Origin of the sequence: Neptunicoccus sediminis, from assembly GCF_001719615.1 — a bacterium.
Classification (GTDB): domain Bacteria; phylum Pseudomonadota; class Alphaproteobacteria; order Rhodobacterales; family Rhodobacteraceae; genus Amylibacter; species Amylibacter sediminis.
This window is the reverse complement of record NZ_MDVX01000013.1, coordinates 63,682-79,702: the sequence shown is the minus strand read 5'-3', so window position 1 is coordinate 79,702 and position 16,021 is coordinate 63,682. Positions and strand designations below refer to the sequence as shown.

The window sequence follows — 16,021 nt, the reverse complement described above, 5'->3', positions numbered from 1 at the left end:
CCCGCATTTTCATGCAGGGTGGGCGATCTCTGATTATTTGAACATCTTGGCTTCAAAAGCCTTTAGCGACAGGCGCGAAGAGGTATAGGCTTCGCGGCCCTGTGCGCAGGCGAGTTCAGGGAAAAGTTCCGTGATCTCGTCGCGTTGCTCTGCGGTTACGCTGGCCATAGCCTGATCACCCGGCTGGAAGCTTTCGGTCCATGCGCCATCGGACAGAACGACCTCGTGGTGGTCGAACATGAAGTGCACATAAGTGGCTTGCGATGCACTGACCAGCGAAATGCTCTTGTCGTCATTCACCATATGCTTGGCGGCGACCAGTACTTCCGGTTCGTTGAACAGCAGGCCGACTTCGGCGTTGTTTACCAGCAGGCGGTGGTTCTGGCTGACCAGCATGTCCCGTTCCGGCAGACCGTTTCCAAGCGCGCCTTTGCGGATCAGAACCGGTTGCAGGTGTGGGTTGGCTTGCAGTTCCATCCCAGTCATCGGCTTGGCACCGATCCAGCGGATTTCCTGTGCGCCGTTGTCCCGCGTGATCACCCGATCCCCGACCTTAAGCATCTCAACCGGCTTTTCGCCTTGCATGGTTGCAATCAGCGTGCCCGGTGTGAAGCAGGGCGGAGGTGTCGTGTCGAGAATATTCTCGATCTCGGTGAAGGTCATCTCACCGGTGACAGAGCCGCCCGGACGGTCGATGAACTGGACGGTCCCCGAGGTGGAGTCGCCATCCGGATCAACAGTTTCGTTGATGATCTTGTAGTGACCCACGTTCGACAGGTCGAGCGTGTCGTAATCATCGCCGCCGCTGCCACCGTCTACGTGGTCGCCAATCGCATCCTCGGCAGAGTCATAGGTGAAGGTGTCCCGATCCGCGCCGCCATATGCTGTGTCGTTACCGTGGCCACCGCCAAAGATGTCGTTGCCTCTGTCACCGTGCATGATGTCGTCGTCGATACCGCCGTAGATTTCGTCGTCATCTGCGCCGCCGTAAATCAGGTCGTCATCGTCGCGACCGTAGAGGATGTCATTGCCATCTCCGCCATAGATCGTGTCCATGCCGTTGTCGGGACGCCGGTCGATGTCATCCGGAATATCAAGGATGTCGGTTGTTTCCAGACCGCCGTAGACCACATCGTCGCCTGCGCCGGCTTCGATGATGTCATTGCCTTCGCCGCCGACGATCAGATCGTCGCCTCTGCCGCCATCTACAGTGTCATCGTCAATGCCGGAGTAGATGGAGTCATCGCCATCGCCGCCCGAAATGCTGTCCGCATCGTCGCCGGTGTAGATGATGTCGTTACCGCCACCGCCATAGACGGTGTCCATGTCGTTGGTGGGATCGGCGTCACTATCATAGAGTCCGGGATAACCGCGATCCGGTGTGCCGATGTCGTTTGCAACGTCAACCGGACCGGACGTGTCGATGTAGTCATCGCCCGCACTGCCGGTTGCCGTGTCAGAACCGTCACCACCGTACAGCGTGTCGCCGTCGCCGCCGCCAAACAGTTGGTCGTCGCCGTCGCCACCAAAGAGAGTGTCGTTACCAGCGCGGCCGCGCAGGATGTCGTCGCCGTCTTCGCCGTGAAGCGTGTCGTCGCCGTTGCCGCCGTCAACACTGTCGTCGCCTGCACCGGCATAGACCAGATCGTCGCCTTCGCCCGCGCGCACTTCGTCGTCACCGTCACCGGCTTCGATGATGTCGTCGTCGCCATCTGCGCCGTCAATGGTATCGCCCTGCGCATCCACATACCCCGGGTTCATCACATCGTCACCGGCTGTGCCGTGGACTGTGCCATCCGGTGTCATCCGATCACCCAGAATGGTCTCGATTTCCGAGAATTCCATCGTGCCGAGAACCGACATATCCGATGGGTCAAGGAATTCGATCGTGCCGGAGGTGGAATTTCCGTCCGCATCAACCGTTTCGTTTGTGACACGGAACGGGCCTGCATTTGTCAGGTCCAGAACGTCATTGTCGTCGCCGTCAGTGCCACCGTCCACGATGTCACCAATGCCGTCAGCCGCGCTCATCACGTTGATGCGGTCCGCATCCGCGCCGCCGTAAATCTCGTCCTTGCCTGCGCCGCCATCAATGATGTCCGCACCGCTGCCGCCGAGGATTTCGTCGTTGTCATCGCCGCCAAACAGACGGTCGTCGCCGCCTTTGCCTTCGATGTAGTCGTCACCCTTGCCGCCAAAGAACTCGTTGGTGAAAGTATCCGCGGCAGAATTGCCCTCATGGTCAAAGCCGATCAGCGTGTCGTCAAAGTCAGAGCCGATCGCACCGTCGATACCGCCGATGATGCAATCGTTATCTGCGTCACCGCCAGAGAGGGATTTCGTAGACAGATCGACCGTAACCGCCGAACCGCTGCTGGAATAATCGAGGTTGTCCTGACCCTGGCCGCCGTCGAAAATATCCTTGCCGGAGCCGCCAACAAAAACATCGTCGCCCTTGCCACCGTAGAGCAGGTTGGTTCCGGTGCCACCCGCCAGAATGTCATTGCCGTGACCGCCAAAAACAGTGTCGTCACCTTTGCCGGCATCAACGAAATCGTCGCCTGCGTAGGCGTAGATTACATCGTTGTCCCCATCCGCACCGTCAATTGTGTCGCATTGTTCGTCAACATAGCCGGGCAGCATGATGTCATCACCGCTGGTGCCATCAACCGGAGCCGCCGTTTTCGTTCCACCCGTGCCAGTACCGCCAGTGCCAGCGCCTGTGCCAGTACCGCCAGTGCCTGTACCACCTGTACCTGTGCCAGTGCCGCCAGTTCCGGTTCCGCCAGTTCCTGTTCCGCCTGTGCCAGTGCCACCTGTTCCTGTTCCGCCAGTACCAGTGCCGCCTGTACCAGTGCCACCAGTTCCTGTTCCGCCTGTACCAGTGCCGCCAGTTCCGGTTCCACCAGTTCCAGTGCCGCCTGTACCAGTGCCACCAGTTCCGGTTCCACCAGTTCCAGTGCCGCCTGTGCCAGTGCCACCTGTACCGGTTCCACCAGTTCCAGTGCCACCGGTTCCTGTGCCGCCTGTACCAGTGCCACCAGTTCCGGTTCCACCTGTTCCTGTGCCGCCTGTACCAGTGCCACCAGTTCCGGTTCCACCTGTACCAGTGCCGCCAGTTCCGGTTCCACCTGTTCCTGTTCCGCCAGTTCCGGTTCCACCAGTTCCGGTTCCACCAGTTCCAGTGCCGCCCGTGCCAGCAGCCGAATATGCTGTGTCGTCTCTGGTTGCGCCCGTTACATCACTCATTACAAACTCCACTCATCATGCTGGTTCGACCGGATCAAACCCGGCGAAAACTGAAACTAAACTATTTGCGGCAGCGATTCCGAACCGATGGACTCTCAAAGTGACGCAAATTCTCATTCGTAGTTACACAGCACTGGGATCAAAATTCAAGGAAAACCGTCCAATTTTGCCCAATTTTGAACAAATTTTGCCATATTTCGATATTTTTTGCCTTTTTTGGCGACATTGGACCGGAAGGCGGTTCTTTGTTCCTAAATCGTGCACAATAATGCGGAAAGCCAAGGGCATAAGGGTATTGCAAAACGTAAAAGCATGGTGCGATTCGCCTTTTCCGACTCGTTTTGCATCGAATTATGGCGGTATTTGCCACAATTTCGACTTAAACCATGCGCATATAGCGCGGGACAAACTTATTCGACAGAGTCATCATGGTAGAGCAAATTTGGAACGGGGTAGACATTGCGCAGCGGGCGGAACGCCTGTTTGACCAACGTGTCCTGAAAGTCATTGCACCGGGCGGGCGCAAACGCGGCAGCATCCGGATCGTTTTTGCCGATAGAACGATTATTGCCACGCGGCGGGACAGTCTTGAGGAAACCAAGGCAGAGGCGCATATCCTTGAACAGCTGACACAACATACCGGGTCTTGCGCGGGTTTTCTGGCAATGGACGGCGATGTCATGTTCCAGACTGATGTGGGGCAGCACCGTTTGGGGCAATACATCCGCCTGCAAGATCCTTCTGACTGGGAAGATGTGGCCGTTAATACCGTGCGGTCCCTGTTTGACGTGCATGTAGCAGGCAATGCGTCAAGCCTGCCGCAAGATCTTAAATCCTGTTTTATGCGCTCGGCGTGGATCAAGATGTTTGTGAATGACCCCGGCCGGGTGGCTAAAAAGCTGGGCCAACCGGTGCCGGAATATGACAAGAACGCACTGGCCGAGATCGTGAAAACCCCCGAGCGGCGCTTTATCAAGTGGGATTGCAGGGCTGGCAACGCAGCAACGGATGAGGCTGGAAAAATCCGCTGGTTCGACTTTGAATATGCCGGATTGCGCCATGGAGCCGAGGATTTCGCATGGCTTGTGGCGGATGAAAACTGGCCGCTGCCCGCAGATACAATGTTGTCGGTGATCGAACAGGAATACGGCCGTGGCGAGTCCCGAAGCTGGGAGTCCTATCGCAGCTATCTGGAGGTTTTCGCAACGCTTCAGGCCATCAACCGCATTTTGCAGGTGTTTCGCGGCGTAAAGCGCAAGGGCTGGATCAGCGAGCAACGTGCGCTGCATTACGATGACGTAGGGATCAACCCGCGCCTTGCCATCCATCTGTGTGACAACGGACGGATACTGGCGGATCGCAACGCCGTGACCCGACCGATTGTACCTGTGTTCGAGGCGGCGCGCAAAGCCTTTGCAGAAACGATGAACTAGGGCGCCCGTGGCAGGGTGTGTCAGGCGCTTTCAGGCGTTTCAGTGGTACGCAGCGGCAGGGTGATCCGAAACACCGCCCCCATGCTGCTGCCCGCATAAACCAGCGTTCCGCCAAGGTTTTTCACAATTTCGCGGCTGATCGGCAGGCCCAGTCCGGCACTGCCGGAGGTGAATTTCTTTGACAGTTTAGAGAATTTCTCAAAGATCAGGTCGATGTCATCCTCGCTGATACCCCTGCCGTTATCTGCCACCGTTATAAGCAGCTTGCCATCATGCAGTCCGCTGAGAACGCTGACCTCGGGCGGGGTGGTGCCGCAATGTTTCAGCGCGTTTGTCACGAGATTGATCAGCACTTGGGACAGCCTGTCCGCATCGGTATAAAGCGTGATCTGTTCGGCGGTGGTGTCGCGCCGGATCACAGCGCCTAACTCGTTGGCTTGTGCTTGCGTGGTGGCAAGGGCGCGGTCGATGATGCTTTGGACCGGCACGGTTTCAAGGTTCAACTGCACCCGCCCGTTTTCCATAAAGCTGAGATCCAGAATATCGTCGAGCAGCCGCGTCAACCGGATGCTTTCGCTGTGAATGATCGTAGCAAAATGGTTCAGCTGTTCCGGCGCAAGCGTGTCGCCGTCCTGCAGGATTTCCGAAAATGTGCGGATAGAGGTCATCGGCGTGCGCAACTCGTGGCTGACCTGACTGAGAAACGTATCCTTCTGCGCCCCGAGCTCTGTCAGTTTCGCATTGGCATCACGTAGTTGTGCGGCGGCCTGTTCCAGCTCTTTTGACTGGGTTTCAAGCCGTGCGGAATACTCCATAATCTGGGCCGTTTCATCGGCCACGGCGATCATGTCTTCAAAGGAAATCTCCGAACCGCCTGTCACCTGTGCCATCATCGCATGGGCGGCGGCAGCCCCCACCGAACCGGCGATCTCGCGCTCTAATGTGGCGATCAGTTCGTTTGTGGCGTCCGGCAGAGGGGAATCCTTGCCCTGATGCCGGGCCTGTGCGCGGAACAGGGCCATTGCCTCTTCGCGCCCCAGAATGCGCTGTGCCAGAACCAGCAGGTCTTCGATTGCGGTGCTGCGGGTGATGCCGCGACGGGGGGAGACCTGACCGAAAACATTGATGAACTGGACCGATTGCAGGCGTTCGATGGCGCTGGGCGTTGTCAGCAGGGATACGACGACGAACACCACCGTGTTCAGCCCCAAGGACCAAAACACCGCATGGACCAGCGGGTCGGTGATGCCGACCCCGAGCAGGTTTTGCGGTGCCAGCCACGAAATGCCAAACGGACCGGATGCCAGTGCTTCCGGCCCCATCAGCGCCGCGCCACTAAAGCTTGGGACAAACAGGGTGTAGGCCCAGATGAAAAAGCCGGTGCAGATGCTGGCGATGGCGGCAGGGCGGGTGGCGCTGTGCCAGAACAATCCGCCCAAGAGCGCGGGCAGCACCTGCGCGACGCCAAGAAAGGCGATCAAGCCGATAGAGGCCAGCGCCCCCGTGCCGCCGTTAAACTGGAAATACACATAGCCAAGGGCCACAACCACCGCGATGCTTGCCCTGCGGGAGCGCAGCAATAGATCGCGCACATCGTCGCTTGCAGGGTTGCGACTGGCATTCATACGCAGCCAGAGCGGCAGGACGATGTGGTTTGACATCATCGTAGACAGCGCGATCGAGGCAACGATGACCATCGAAGTGGCCGAGGAAAACCCGCCCAGAAACGCCAGAGTAGCCAGCGTTTGCTGGCCCTGATCCAGCGGCACCGTCAGAACGAAAAGGTCGGGATTGGCGTCGGGTGCCAGAATGGACTGTCCGGCTATGGCGATGGGCAAGACGAACAGGCTCATCAAAAACAGGTAGAGCGGGAAAGCCCAGCTTGCCGTGGCCAGATGTCGTTCGTTGGAGTTCTCCACCACGATCACCTGAAACATGCGGGGCAGACAGATGATGGCACAGGCCGACAGAAAGTTGAGCATGACCCAGCGGGTATTGAACACCTGACTGCTTTGCAGCAGCTCGGGGTCCATCCGCGCGAATATATCTGCCGGTCCGCTCGCCACGCCCCAGACAACAAAAATCCCCACCGACAGCAGGGCGGCCAGCTTTACCACCGCCTCAACCGCGATGGCTGTGACAACGCCGTGGTGACGCTCGTTCGCATCCAGATTTCGGGTGCCAAAAATGATAGTGAACACCGCCAGTCCCGCCGCTACATAAAAGGCGGTTACAGTCGGGGACGGCGCAGGCGCACCTGTGGCCGTGGTAAACACCGCAAAGCTGAGCGTCATGGATTGCAGTTGCAGCGCGATATAGGGCGTGGTGCCCACCACCGCCAGCACCGTGACCAGCACCGCCAGACCGCCGCTTTTACCATAGCGCGAGGACAGAAGATCCGCGATGGAGGTAATGCGCTGCACCCGCCCGATCCGCACCAGTTTATGCAGCAGCCACCACCAGCCGACAAAAACAAGGGTGGGGCCAAGGTAGATCGCCACAAACTCCAGCCCGTTCCGCGCCGCCGAGCCGACAGCGCCATAAAACGTCCATGCGGTGCAATAGACCGAAATCGACAGCGTATAGACCAGCGGAGAGCGCAGGATCGCAAACCGCCCCGTTTCCGCCCAGCGTTCGGCGGCATAGGCCACCGCAAACAGCCCCAGCACATACAGCAGGCAGATGGAGACAAGAATATTGAAGCTGATCATTTTGAAACGTTGATGCGCAGCGCACGGCGGGCCAGAAAAAACGCCAGCAGGATCAGTCCGGCCCAGACGCTGAACACGTAAAAGAAGGAAACCGGCAGACCGAACAGGCTTTGGGCGCGGGTAAAGATCGACATCAATGGCGTTAGCAGCAGCAACAATCCCGTAACGGGCAGCAAGGTGGCTGCATCTCGGAACCGCCGACCCGGACGGCTGGGCAGGGTGGGGCGTTTGGTCCGGTCAGGCATCGGTCGGGATCATGCCAGCAAAGCCTTGATATTGGCGACAATTTCGCGGTTGGAAAAAGGTTTGGTCATAAACATGGACGCACCCGCAGCCTGTGCGGCCGCACGGTCGCGGGATTGCCCCTTGGCGGTCAGCATCAGCACCGGCGTTTCGGCCATGCCCTCGGTGCCGCGAATTTCGCTCAGGATGTCAAAGCCGCTTTTGCCCGGCAGCATGACATCAAGGATCACCAGATCCGGCGTCAGCCGCGCGGCGGTTTCCGCAGCATTGCTGCCATCGGAATGGGTGCTGACAGACAAACCTTCCCGCGTAAGAAGAAAGCTCAGCGCCTCTACTATATGGGGTTCGTCCTCGATCAATAACACCCGTTCGTGCATTCCAGCCTCCCAACTGATTGCAGGCTGCCTCCCGGCCGCCAGCTTGGAGAAACTACGGCAAGCCTGCGGTTTTAGGCAAGGATGTAATCGACCCGCCGTGCCTCACAGTGTTTTCGCGGGCAAACGCTACAGTGTAGCCCCGCCAGTACCGGCGTTGCCAAAGCCTGTGACATGACCCTGTTGTCGGCACTGAATATCATCGTGGACCGCAGCAGGGCAGGCAGATCGTAACTGCCCGCGCCGGTGGGTTCGGAAAGCGCATAGGTCAGGACACGGTCGCCCGAAGGCATTTCCAGCGTGGCCCGCAAAACCTGCCCCGGCTGGGCAAAGGCGCGGTAGATCGGCCAGAGCGGACAGGCCGAAGAATACAGCGGCAGCGCCAGTTCGGGGGTAGGTTTACGCATCAGAACCGCGCCGGACATATCCACTTCGATCAAACCAAAGACCGGAAACCCCATATCAGCGGGCATCTGTGCCATGCGAAACAGAATCGCCATGACGCTGGTGTCGTAATGCCGCGCAAGACTGAGGGGATCGAACCCGTGGCTGGCAGCGGTGCCTGCAAAGGTCTCGGCGGGAAGGGCGCTTTGGATGGATTGATACCGTTCCAGCGTGCTGTGAAGAACCGGCGCATCATGGGGGCCGCTTTTGAGGGCCGGTTGCGCATCGGGGGGCGGCACATGGTCGTGGCTGGCCCAGAATTCATGGGCGGCAGCGGTGGCCGGACCGCTGGTGTCGGTTTCATTGTCATGGTCAAAGAAATCCACCATCTTCTGCGCGGTTTCGGACAGGCGTTGGCTGTCGCTGTGCAGGTTGGCCAGAAACCGCGCCTGCATATCCGCCGGAATATCGCCCGCCGTGGCCAGAATGCTGGCGGTGGAGCGGATCGCGGTGATGTTGGACAGGATCTGGTGCATGGTCTCCGAGATGAACGGATCATGGGCCATCTGGTCGGTCATCGCCGTCAGCGTCTCGCGCTGTTCGCGGGTGATGCGGGACAGTTCACCCAGCAGTTTTGCCCAACCGGGATAGCGCCCGACAAATTCTTCGATCCGGTCCACTTCGGGCCGTGCGGTGCTGTGGGACTTGGCGGTTTCTGTCAGCGCATTAATCAGCGAGGCATCCGCGCCTTCGGTCAATTCGGAGGGCTGTAAATCCAGCTCTCGTGCAATGGACAACAAGGTGCGTCCCGCGATTCCCCGCCGGTTGTGTTCGATCAGGTTGAGATAGCTTGCGGAAATTCCGACAGCACGGGCCAGTGCCGTCTGGGTCAGCTTGCGGGTCTGGCGCCGTTCCCGAATGCGGGTTCCAATGAGAGTTCGGGGCAGATGTTTTTCCTTTGTTTGCTTTACGTTGCGGGAAGTCTGGTAATTTAATTTACAGATTGCTGCGCTGCATTGAGAAAAAGTTTACAAAAAAATCAAGCCAAAGCAACTGTTTATTGTTTTTTTAACGGATCGGCAGGAAGATGCCAATGTCAATTATTTGACTTCGTGTCCGGGCGCGTGTCCATGGGAGGATGCACGGGTCGGTCAAAAAATTGAGTTCATTGGGAGGAAATCTATGACTCTGATTAAACCAACACGGCGTGGTGTCATTCAGGCCGGCGCTTTGGCCGGGGCCGGTATTGCGATGCCGACGATCCTGACCGCCGAGAGCCATGCCGGGTATCGTAACGCACCGCAAGGCAGTTCGGTAACGCTGGGCTTTAACGTGCCCCAGTCCGGTCCTTACGCGGATGAAGGCGCGGACGAATTGCGCGCCTACGAGCTGGCGGTCGAGCACCTGAACGGTGAAGGCGACGGTGGCATGATGAATACCTTCATGGCAAACGGCAGCAAGGCTGCGCTGAAGGGCAACGGTATTCTGGGTAAAAAGGTGGAATTTGTCACCGGCGATACACAGACCAAATCCGATGCGGCGCGGGCGTCTGCCAAGTCCATGATCGAAAAAGACGGCGCAATCATGATCACCGGCGGTTCGTCCTCGGGCGTGGCTGTTGCGGTTCAGGGGCTGTGTCAGGAAGCCGGCGTGATCTTTATGGCCGGTCTGACCCACTCCAACGATACGACTGGCAAAGACAAGAAAGCCAACGGTTTCCGTCACTTCTTCAACGGCTATATGTCCGCCGCTGCGCTGGCACCTGTGCTTGAGAAAATGTACGGCAAGGACCGTAAGGCATATCACCTGACAGCCGATTACACTTGGGGTTGGACGCAACAGGAATCCATCGCTGCTGCAACCGAAGCCAAAGGCTGGGAGACCGTCAAGAACGTTCTGACACCGCTGGCGACGACGGATTTCTCTTCCTATGTGGCACCTGTTCTGAACTCTGGCGCGGATGTGCTGGTTCTGAACCACTACGGCGGCAACATGGTGAACTCGCTGACGTCTGCTGTGCAGTTCGGTCTGCGCGACAAGCAGGTGAACGGCAAGAACTTTGAAATCGTTGTGCCGCTGTATTCCCGTCTTATGGCCCGGGGTGCGGGTGAAAACGTGAAAGGCATCTTCGGCTCTACCAACTGGCACTGGTCCTTGCAGGACGAAGCCTCCAAAGCGTTTGTTAAATCCTTTGGCACCAAATACGGCTTCCCGCCAAGCCAGGCTGCGCACACATGTTACGTGCAGACCCTGCTTTATGCCAACGCAGCAGAAACCGCAGGTACGTTCAATCCTTGTGGGATCGCTGAAGTGCTCGAGGGCTTGCAGTTTGACGGCATGGGCAACGGCCCGACCGAATATCGCGCCGATGATCACCAGTGCTTTAAGGATGTTCTGGTTGTGAAAGGGAAAGACAACCCCACATCGGAGTTCGACCTTCTGGAAGTGGTCGAAGTCACCCCGCGTGCGCAGGTGGAATACGCCCCCGATCACCCGATGTTTGCCGGTGGCGATCTGGGTCAATGCAATCCGGGCGCGTAAGTGTAGCCTGACGCAAAACAGGACCACGGCAAGCCGCTTGCCGTGGTCTTTTACAATACATCCCTCGACATAAAAGAAGGGCGGGACTATGGACGCAATCCTCCTGCAAATTCTGAACGGACTGGACAAAGGCTCCGCCTATGCGTTGATCGCCCTTGGCCTGACGTTGATTTTCGGCACACTGGGCGTGGTGAACTTCGCCCACGGTGCGCTGTTCATGATCGGTGCCTTCTGCGCCGTCACCTTGCAAAAAATTCTCACGATCAGCTCCGTCAGTATTGATCCGGAAAAGAAGGATTTTCTGGGCAACCCGATGGAGGTAAAGACCCCTTATGTGGAATCCTGGTTCGGAGAGGCCACCGGACAGTTGATTATCAACTGGTCCGTCCCGCTGGCCATCCTGTTTGCGATTCCGGTGATGCTGGCGGTTGGCTACATCATGGAACGCGGGTTGATCAAACACTTCTACAAGCGTCCCCACGCGGATCAGATCCTTGTGACATTCGGTCTGGCGATTGTGATTCAAGAGATCGTAAAACACTATTATGGTGCGAACCCGATCCCGACACCGGCACCCGATGCGCTGCGCGGCTCTTTCGATTTCGGCGTGCTGCTTGGTTTTGATCCAAACGCGGTGATCTATCCGCTGTGGCGTCTGGTTTATTTTGCATTTTCCGCATTGGTCATCGGCGGGGTCTTTGCCTTCCTGCAATTCACGACCTTCGGCATGGTGGTGCGCGCTGGCATGGCCGACCGCGAGACTGTCGGTCTGCTTGGTATCAACATCGACCGCCGCTTTACACTGACATTCGGAATTGCGGCAGCCGTGGCCGGTCTGGCCGGGGTGATGTATACGCCGATCAACAGCCCGAACTATCACATGGGTATGGATTTTCTGGTGCTGAGCTTTGTGGTTGTTGTGGTTGGTGGCATGGGCAGCCTGCCTGGTGCGGTGCTGGCAGGGTTCCTTCTGGGTATCCTTGAAAGCTTTGCCGCAATGAACGAGGTCAAAAGCTTCTTTGAGGCGATCTACCTGCCCTCCATTGACCAGATCATCATCTACCTAGTTGCAATTATCGTTCTGTTGACCCGACCGCGCGGTCTGATGGGACGCAGAGGCGTGATGGAGGAATAATCCCATGCTTGGACTGAACAAAAAAGACACCGGCCTATTCATCTTCGTGATCTGTGTTACGGCACTCGCCCCGTTCATCATGAACCCGTTTCCCGCAGACAGTGCGATGGCGCAGTTCAATGCGGGGTATCCCGACCTGATGCAGCGGTTTGTGATCTTCGGAATCTTTGCCATCGGTTTTAACATCCTGTTCGGCCTGACCGGATACCTGTCCTTTGGTCATGCGGCCTTTTTGGGGGCAGGGTCTTATGCGGCGGTTTGGATGTTCAAACTGCTTAGCTATAACATCGTGCCGGCGATCATCCTGTCGGTGATTGTGGCGGGGCTGTTTTCGGTGATTATCGGATTTATCTCCCTACGTCGGTCGGGGATCTACTTTTCGATCCTGACACTGGCCTTTGCGCAGATGTCCTTTGCGATGGCCTATTCGGTCCTGACACCGCTGACAAACGGGGAAACCGGTTTGCAGGTCTATAACGACGATCCGCAATGGCTCAAGGGGGACGGGCCGGATGCCACCCATTTCTTCGGGCTGGAGATGCGTTCGACCTTTGAGCTGGACCTTGGCGCTTGGTCGTTTTCCTTTAACGTCGGCTACTATTTCTGCGCGGTGCTGATGCTGGTGGCGTTCTACCTGTCCATGCGGATTTTCCGCTCTCCGTTCGGGCTGATGCTGCGGGCGATCAAGACCAACCAGACACGGCTGAACTATACAGGTCTCAACTCGCGCCCCTATACGCTCGCCGCTTTTGTGATCTCGGGGATGTATGCAGGGCTTGCGGGTGGTCTTATGGCCTCTATGGACCCGCTGGCCGGGGCAGAGCGGATGCAGTGGACCGCTTCGGGCGAGGTGGTTCTGATGACCATCCTTGGCGGTGCGGGCACCTTGCTGGGGCCGCTGCTGGGCGCGGGTTTCATCAAATACTTTGAGAACATCTTTTCCAAGATCAACGAAAGCGTGTTGCACGGGTGGTTCGGTTTTCTGCCGGACGGGATCGAGAACGGTCTGATCTGGGTGGCAGAGCATTTCGTCGGCTCCGGCTGGCACCTGACACTGGGCCTTTTGTTCATGCTGATTGTGATCTTCCTGCCCGGTGGCCTGATGGAAGGGGCGACCCGCATTCGCGACCGGTTCAGTGGCGACAAGAACAAAAAAGACACCGAGGGCAAATATGCCCCGGCCGGTGAATAGGGAAGGGTGGATTAATGGGAATCCTTGAAGTCCAGAATGTGAACAAGTCTTTTGGCGGGTTGAAAGCGTTGCAAAACGTCAACCTGAACGTGGAAGAAGGCACCATTCACGCAATTATCGGCCCGAACGGGGCGGGGAAATCCACGCTGCTGAACTGCTTTGTTGGAAAACTGCTGCCTGATACCGGCGCTGTGACCTTCGACGGGCATTCGCTGTTGGGGAAGAAACCCCATGAAATAAACCAGATCGGCGTTAGCCGTGTGTTCCAGACACCGGAGATATTTGCCGATCTCAGCGTGTTTGAGAACGTGATGATCCCCTGTTTTGCCAAACGGGACGGTGCGTTTGAATTGAATGCACTGGCGCGGGTGCAGGGGCAGAGCGATATTCGTGACAAGGCCGAACAGATGCTGATCGACGTGAATATGATCGACAAGCGGGACATGATCGCCTCATCCATGTCGCGCGGTGACAAACGGCGGTTGGAAATGGCCATGTGTCTGGCGCAAGACCCCAAGCTGCTGCTGCTTGATGAACCCACAGCGGGGATGGCGCGGGCGGATACCAACAACACCATCGAACTGCTGGCCCAGATACAGGACAAACGACATATTACGATGGCTGTTATCGAGCATGATATGCATGTGGTCTTCTCGCTGGCGCAGAAGATTTCGGTGCTCGCACAGGGGACGGTGATCGTCGAAGACCTGCCCGAAAACATCAAAGGCCATCCGAAAGTTCAGGAAGCCTATCTTGGTACGGCGCATTAAGGGGTGCATGACATGATGGAAAAGAACGCAAATCACGCTGCCACCGCGCCGGCCTATTTCTCGGCCTATGATATTCACGCCTATTACGGTGAGAGTTATATCGTGCAGGGCGTGTCGCTGAATATCCACGAAGGCGAAATCCTCGCGCTGCTGGGGCGCAACGGGGCGGGGAAAACCTCTACCCTGCGGGCGCTGGCACGTCTGGATGATCCGATGCTGACCCACGGCGAAGTCTGGCTGGACCGCCAACCCCTGCACCAGATGAAAGCATGGCAGGCGGCGCAGGCGGGTATCGGTCTGGTGCCCGAGGACCGGCGGATTATTCAGGGGCTGACGGTGGAGGAAAATATCCAGTTGGCCCAGATCGAAAAGCCGATTGGCTGGTCGATCGACCGCATCTATGACCTGTTCCCCCGTCTCGGGGAGCGGCGCAAGCAAGAGGGTACAACCCTGTCGGGCGGTGAGCAGCAGATGCTGGCTATCGGACGCGCGCTGGCGCGGGACATAAAACTGTTGCTACTGGATGAACCCTACGAGGGGCTGGCGCCGGTGATTGTGCAAGAGATCGAGAAGACCCTGCACCACATTCGCGAACAGGGGATGACGACGATCATCGTAGAACAGAACGCGGTCGCCGCGCTGAACCTCGCGGATCGGGCGGTGATCCTTGATACGGGGCAGGTGGTGTTTGACGGCACTGCCAAAGAGGTTCTGGATAACGAACAACTGCGCCACGAATATCTGGCGATCTAGGCGGAACGGCGGTCATTTTTACTGTCAGGGCGGTCTTCGGGGCCGCCCTTTCATTATGAGTATTTTTGGAACATTGAAGCAAGGCGCGAGGCTGTGGTGATCCGGCCGGTCCGCGCAGGGGCTGGAGGCATGGTCATTTGGCGCCCTAACAGTGTCGGAAACCTGCCCTGCGTCAGCAGGTTTCCGGCAGTGTTACTGCGGTAGAACCGTTATTTGACCGTCAGAACCGCGCAGGTGGCGTCATGGGTGATCTTGGACGAGGTGCTGCCAAGGAAAATGGCGGCGAGATTGCCAAGACCGCGACGGCCGCAGACAATCAGGTCGGCGTCTTTGGCGGTGGCGACAGACAGGACTTCGTCGGCAGGGATTCCGCTGCCGATATAGGTGCTTTTGGGTTCGATGCCATAGCCTGTGCAGGCATTTTTTGCCTCGGTCATGACGGCGCGGCCCGCTTCTGCGATCTGCTCGAATGAGGCTTCGAGCACATAGGTTCCCGCCCCGACAGCAACGGCTGTGGTGTCCACTTGCGGGGTGTGGACCAGATGCAGTTCTGCGCCGTAGTGACCGGCAATATCACAAGCCGCTTTCAATGCGTGTTTGGATGGTTCCGACCCATCAACAGCAGCGACAATTGTGGTGAACATGATTTTCTCCCGTTTTTGCGACGTGTCCATGATAGCATGAACGCGCAAAGGTTTCTTTGATAGGGATCAATTTAAGCCGGTTTTGCCGGAATTTCACTGGGGCGAATTGACCGGATGTCAAATTAACCGGTGACAGTCGGTGCCACCGGTTCTATTGACAGCGCCTGTTAGCGCGGACCGAGATAGGCGGTGGCTTCGATTTCCAGCAGCGCTTCGTCTTCGATCAGCCCCGCGACCACCAGCATGGACATGGCGGGGAAATGCCGGCCCAGCACCTTGCGATAGACCGCGCCGACTTCGGACTGACGGGCGAGATATTCCGTCTTGTCCAGAATGAACCACGTCAGGCGGGTGATGTCCGATGTCTTGCCGCCGGCGGCCTCTATCACATCGACAATGTTGCGCAGCGCCTGTTCCATCTGGCCGATGAAATCGTTGGTCTCAAACTTTTGCTCGGCAGTCCAGCCGATCTGACCGCCGATATACAGCGTGCCGTCCGCCCCGAGAACGCCGTTGGCATAGCCTTTGGCGGGGGCCCATCCATCGGGTTGGATTGTTGTCTGTGTCATGGTCTCTCTCCGTGCAAAGGGCG

At 57.7% G+C, this 16,021-nt stretch carries 14 protein-coding genes; 6 read left to right on the top strand and 8 right to left on the bottom strand.

The features are described 5' to 3' along the window. Window positions 1-33: 33 nt before the first annotated feature. Both BFV97_RS13790 and BFV97_RS18875 read right to left on the bottom strand, forming a co-directional pair. Window positions 34-2,643 (bottom strand): Hint domain-containing protein, encoded by a 2,610-nt coding sequence (locus BFV97_RS13790; RefSeq protein WP_083225648.1) that lies wholly within the window; start codon window positions 2,641-2,643, stop codon window positions 34-36. Further along, the gene (locus BFV97_RS18875; RefSeq protein ID WP_069300973.1) at window positions 2,577-3,176 is read right to left on the bottom strand and encodes a hypothetical protein; all 600 of its coding nucleotides are present in this window, start codon (window positions 3,174-3,176) and stop codon (window positions 2,577-2,579) included. The genes BFV97_RS13790 and BFV97_RS18875 overlap by 67 nt, the downstream gene beginning before the upstream one ends. Window positions 3,177-3,677: 501 nt before the next feature. Here BFV97_RS18875 and BFV97_RS13780 point away from each other — a divergent pair. Then, window positions 3,678-4,682, top strand: coding sequence for a hypothetical protein (locus BFV97_RS13780; protein ID WP_069300972.1), 1,005 nt, complete (start codon window positions 3,678-3,680; stop codon window positions 4,680-4,682). Between the two features lie 20 nt (window positions 4,683-4,702). On the opposite strand, the gene BFV97_RS13775 is transcribed toward BFV97_RS13780, so the two are convergent. From BFV97_RS13775 to BFV97_RS13760, 4 genes are all read right to left on the bottom strand, one after another. Further along, on the bottom strand, window positions 4,703-7,393 hold the full coding sequence (locus BFV97_RS13775; RefSeq protein ID WP_069300971.1) for a sensor histidine kinase: 2,691 nt from the start codon (window positions 7,391-7,393) through the stop codon (window positions 4,703-4,705). Next, window positions 7,390-7,638 carry a hypothetical protein gene (locus BFV97_RS13770; protein ID WP_216635966.1) on the bottom strand — a complete coding sequence of 83 codons (249 nt, stop codon included), beginning with the start codon at window positions 7,636-7,638 and terminating at the stop codon, window positions 7,390-7,392. The genes BFV97_RS13775 and BFV97_RS13770 overlap by 4 nt, the downstream gene beginning before the upstream one ends. A gap of 9 nt (window positions 7,639-7,647) precedes the next feature. Beyond that, window positions 7,648-8,013 (bottom strand): response regulator, encoded by a 366-nt coding sequence (locus BFV97_RS13765; protein WP_069300970.1) that lies wholly within the window; start codon window positions 8,011-8,013, stop codon window positions 7,648-7,650. A 71-nt stretch (window positions 8,014-8,084) separates the two neighbouring features. After that, complete coding sequence (locus BFV97_RS13760) at window positions 8,085-9,314, bottom strand: short-chain fatty acyl-CoA regulator family protein (protein ID WP_281200957.1); 1,230 nt, start codon at window positions 9,312-9,314, stop codon at window positions 8,085-8,087. Between the two features lie 262 nt (window positions 9,315-9,576). Here BFV97_RS13760 and BFV97_RS13755 point away from each other — a divergent pair, with 262 nt between their 5' ends. The 5 genes from BFV97_RS13755 (at window position 9,577) to BFV97_RS13735 (ending at window position 14,785) form a co-directional block, all read left to right on the top strand. After that, complete coding sequence (locus BFV97_RS13755) at window positions 9,577-10,935, top strand: substrate-binding protein (protein WP_069300968.1); 1,359 nt, start codon at window positions 9,577-9,579, stop codon at window positions 10,933-10,935. A gap of 88 nt (window positions 10,936-11,023) precedes the next feature. After that, window positions 11,024-12,070: a branched-chain amino acid ABC transporter permease gene (locus BFV97_RS13750; RefSeq protein WP_069300967.1), complete on the top strand. Its 1,047-nt coding sequence runs from the start codon at window positions 11,024-11,026 to the stop codon at window positions 12,068-12,070. Between the two features lie 4 nt (window positions 12,071-12,074). Then, window positions 12,075-13,262 carry a branched-chain amino acid ABC transporter permease gene (locus BFV97_RS13745; protein WP_069300966.1) on the top strand — a complete coding sequence of 396 codons (1,188 nt, stop codon included), beginning with the start codon at window positions 12,075-12,077 and terminating at the stop codon, window positions 13,260-13,262. Between the two features lie 14 nt (window positions 13,263-13,276). Next, window positions 13,277-14,032, top strand: a complete 756-nt coding sequence (locus BFV97_RS13740) for an ABC transporter ATP-binding protein (RefSeq protein WP_069300965.1) — start codon at window positions 13,277-13,279, stop codon at window positions 14,030-14,032. Window positions 14,033-14,044: 12 nt separating this feature from the next. Next, window positions 14,045-14,785 carry an ABC transporter ATP-binding protein gene (locus BFV97_RS13735; RefSeq protein ID WP_069300964.1) on the top strand — a complete coding sequence of 247 codons (741 nt, stop codon included), beginning with the start codon at window positions 14,045-14,047 and terminating at the stop codon, window positions 14,783-14,785. Between the two features lie 209 nt (window positions 14,786-14,994). Here the strand turns inward: BFV97_RS13735 and BFV97_RS13730 are convergent, their stop codons facing one another. Beyond that, entirely contained in the window at window positions 14,995-15,429 is a 435-nt protein-coding gene (locus tag BFV97_RS13730) for a universal stress protein (RefSeq protein WP_069301050.1), read from the bottom strand. A gap of 167 nt (window positions 15,430-15,596) precedes the next feature. Then, entirely contained in the window at window positions 15,597-15,998 is a 402-nt protein-coding gene (locus tag BFV97_RS13725; protein WP_069300963.1) for a RidA family protein, read from the bottom strand. Between the last annotated feature and the right edge of the window lie 23 nt (window positions 15,999-16,021).

Coding starts and splice junctions, on each gene's coding strand:
- BFV97_RS13790 (WP_083225648.1), bottom strand. CDS start 2,643: ATGCTGCCCGGCTATGTTGACGAACAATGCGACACAATTGACGGTGCG.
- BFV97_RS13780 (WP_069300972.1), top strand. CDS start 3,678: ATGGTAGAGCAAATTTGGAACGGGGTAGACATTGCGCAGCGGGCGGAA.
- BFV97_RS13775 (WP_069300971.1), bottom strand. CDS start 7,393: ATGATCAGCTTCAATATTCTTGTCTCCATCTGCCTGCTGTATGTGCTG.
- BFV97_RS13770 (WP_216635966.1), bottom strand. CDS start 7,638: ATGCCTGACCGGACCAAACGCCCCACCCTGCCCAGCCGTCCGGGTCGG.
- BFV97_RS13765 (WP_069300970.1), bottom strand. CDS start 8,013: ATGCACGAACGGGTGTTATTGATCGAGGACGAACCCCATATAGTAGAG.
- BFV97_RS13755 (WP_069300968.1), top strand. CDS start 9,577: ATGACTCTGATTAAACCAACACGGCGTGGTGTCATTCAGGCCGGCGCT.
- BFV97_RS13750 (WP_069300967.1), top strand. CDS start 11,024: ATGGACGCAATCCTCCTGCAAATTCTGAACGGACTGGACAAAGGCTCC.
- BFV97_RS13745 (WP_069300966.1), top strand. CDS start 12,075: ATGCTTGGACTGAACAAAAAAGACACCGGCCTATTCATCTTCGTGATC.
- BFV97_RS13740 (WP_069300965.1), top strand. CDS start 13,277: ATGGGAATCCTTGAAGTCCAGAATGTGAACAAGTCTTTTGGCGGGTTG.
- BFV97_RS13735 (WP_069300964.1), top strand. CDS start 14,045: ATGATGGAAAAGAACGCAAATCACGCTGCCACCGCGCCGGCCTATTTC.
- BFV97_RS13730 (WP_069301050.1), bottom strand. CDS start 15,429: ATGTTCACCACAATTGTCGCTGCTGTTGATGGGTCGGAACCATCCAAA.
- BFV97_RS13725 (WP_069300963.1), bottom strand. CDS start 15,998: ATGACACAGACAACAATCCAACCCGATGGATGGGCCCCCGCCAAAGGC.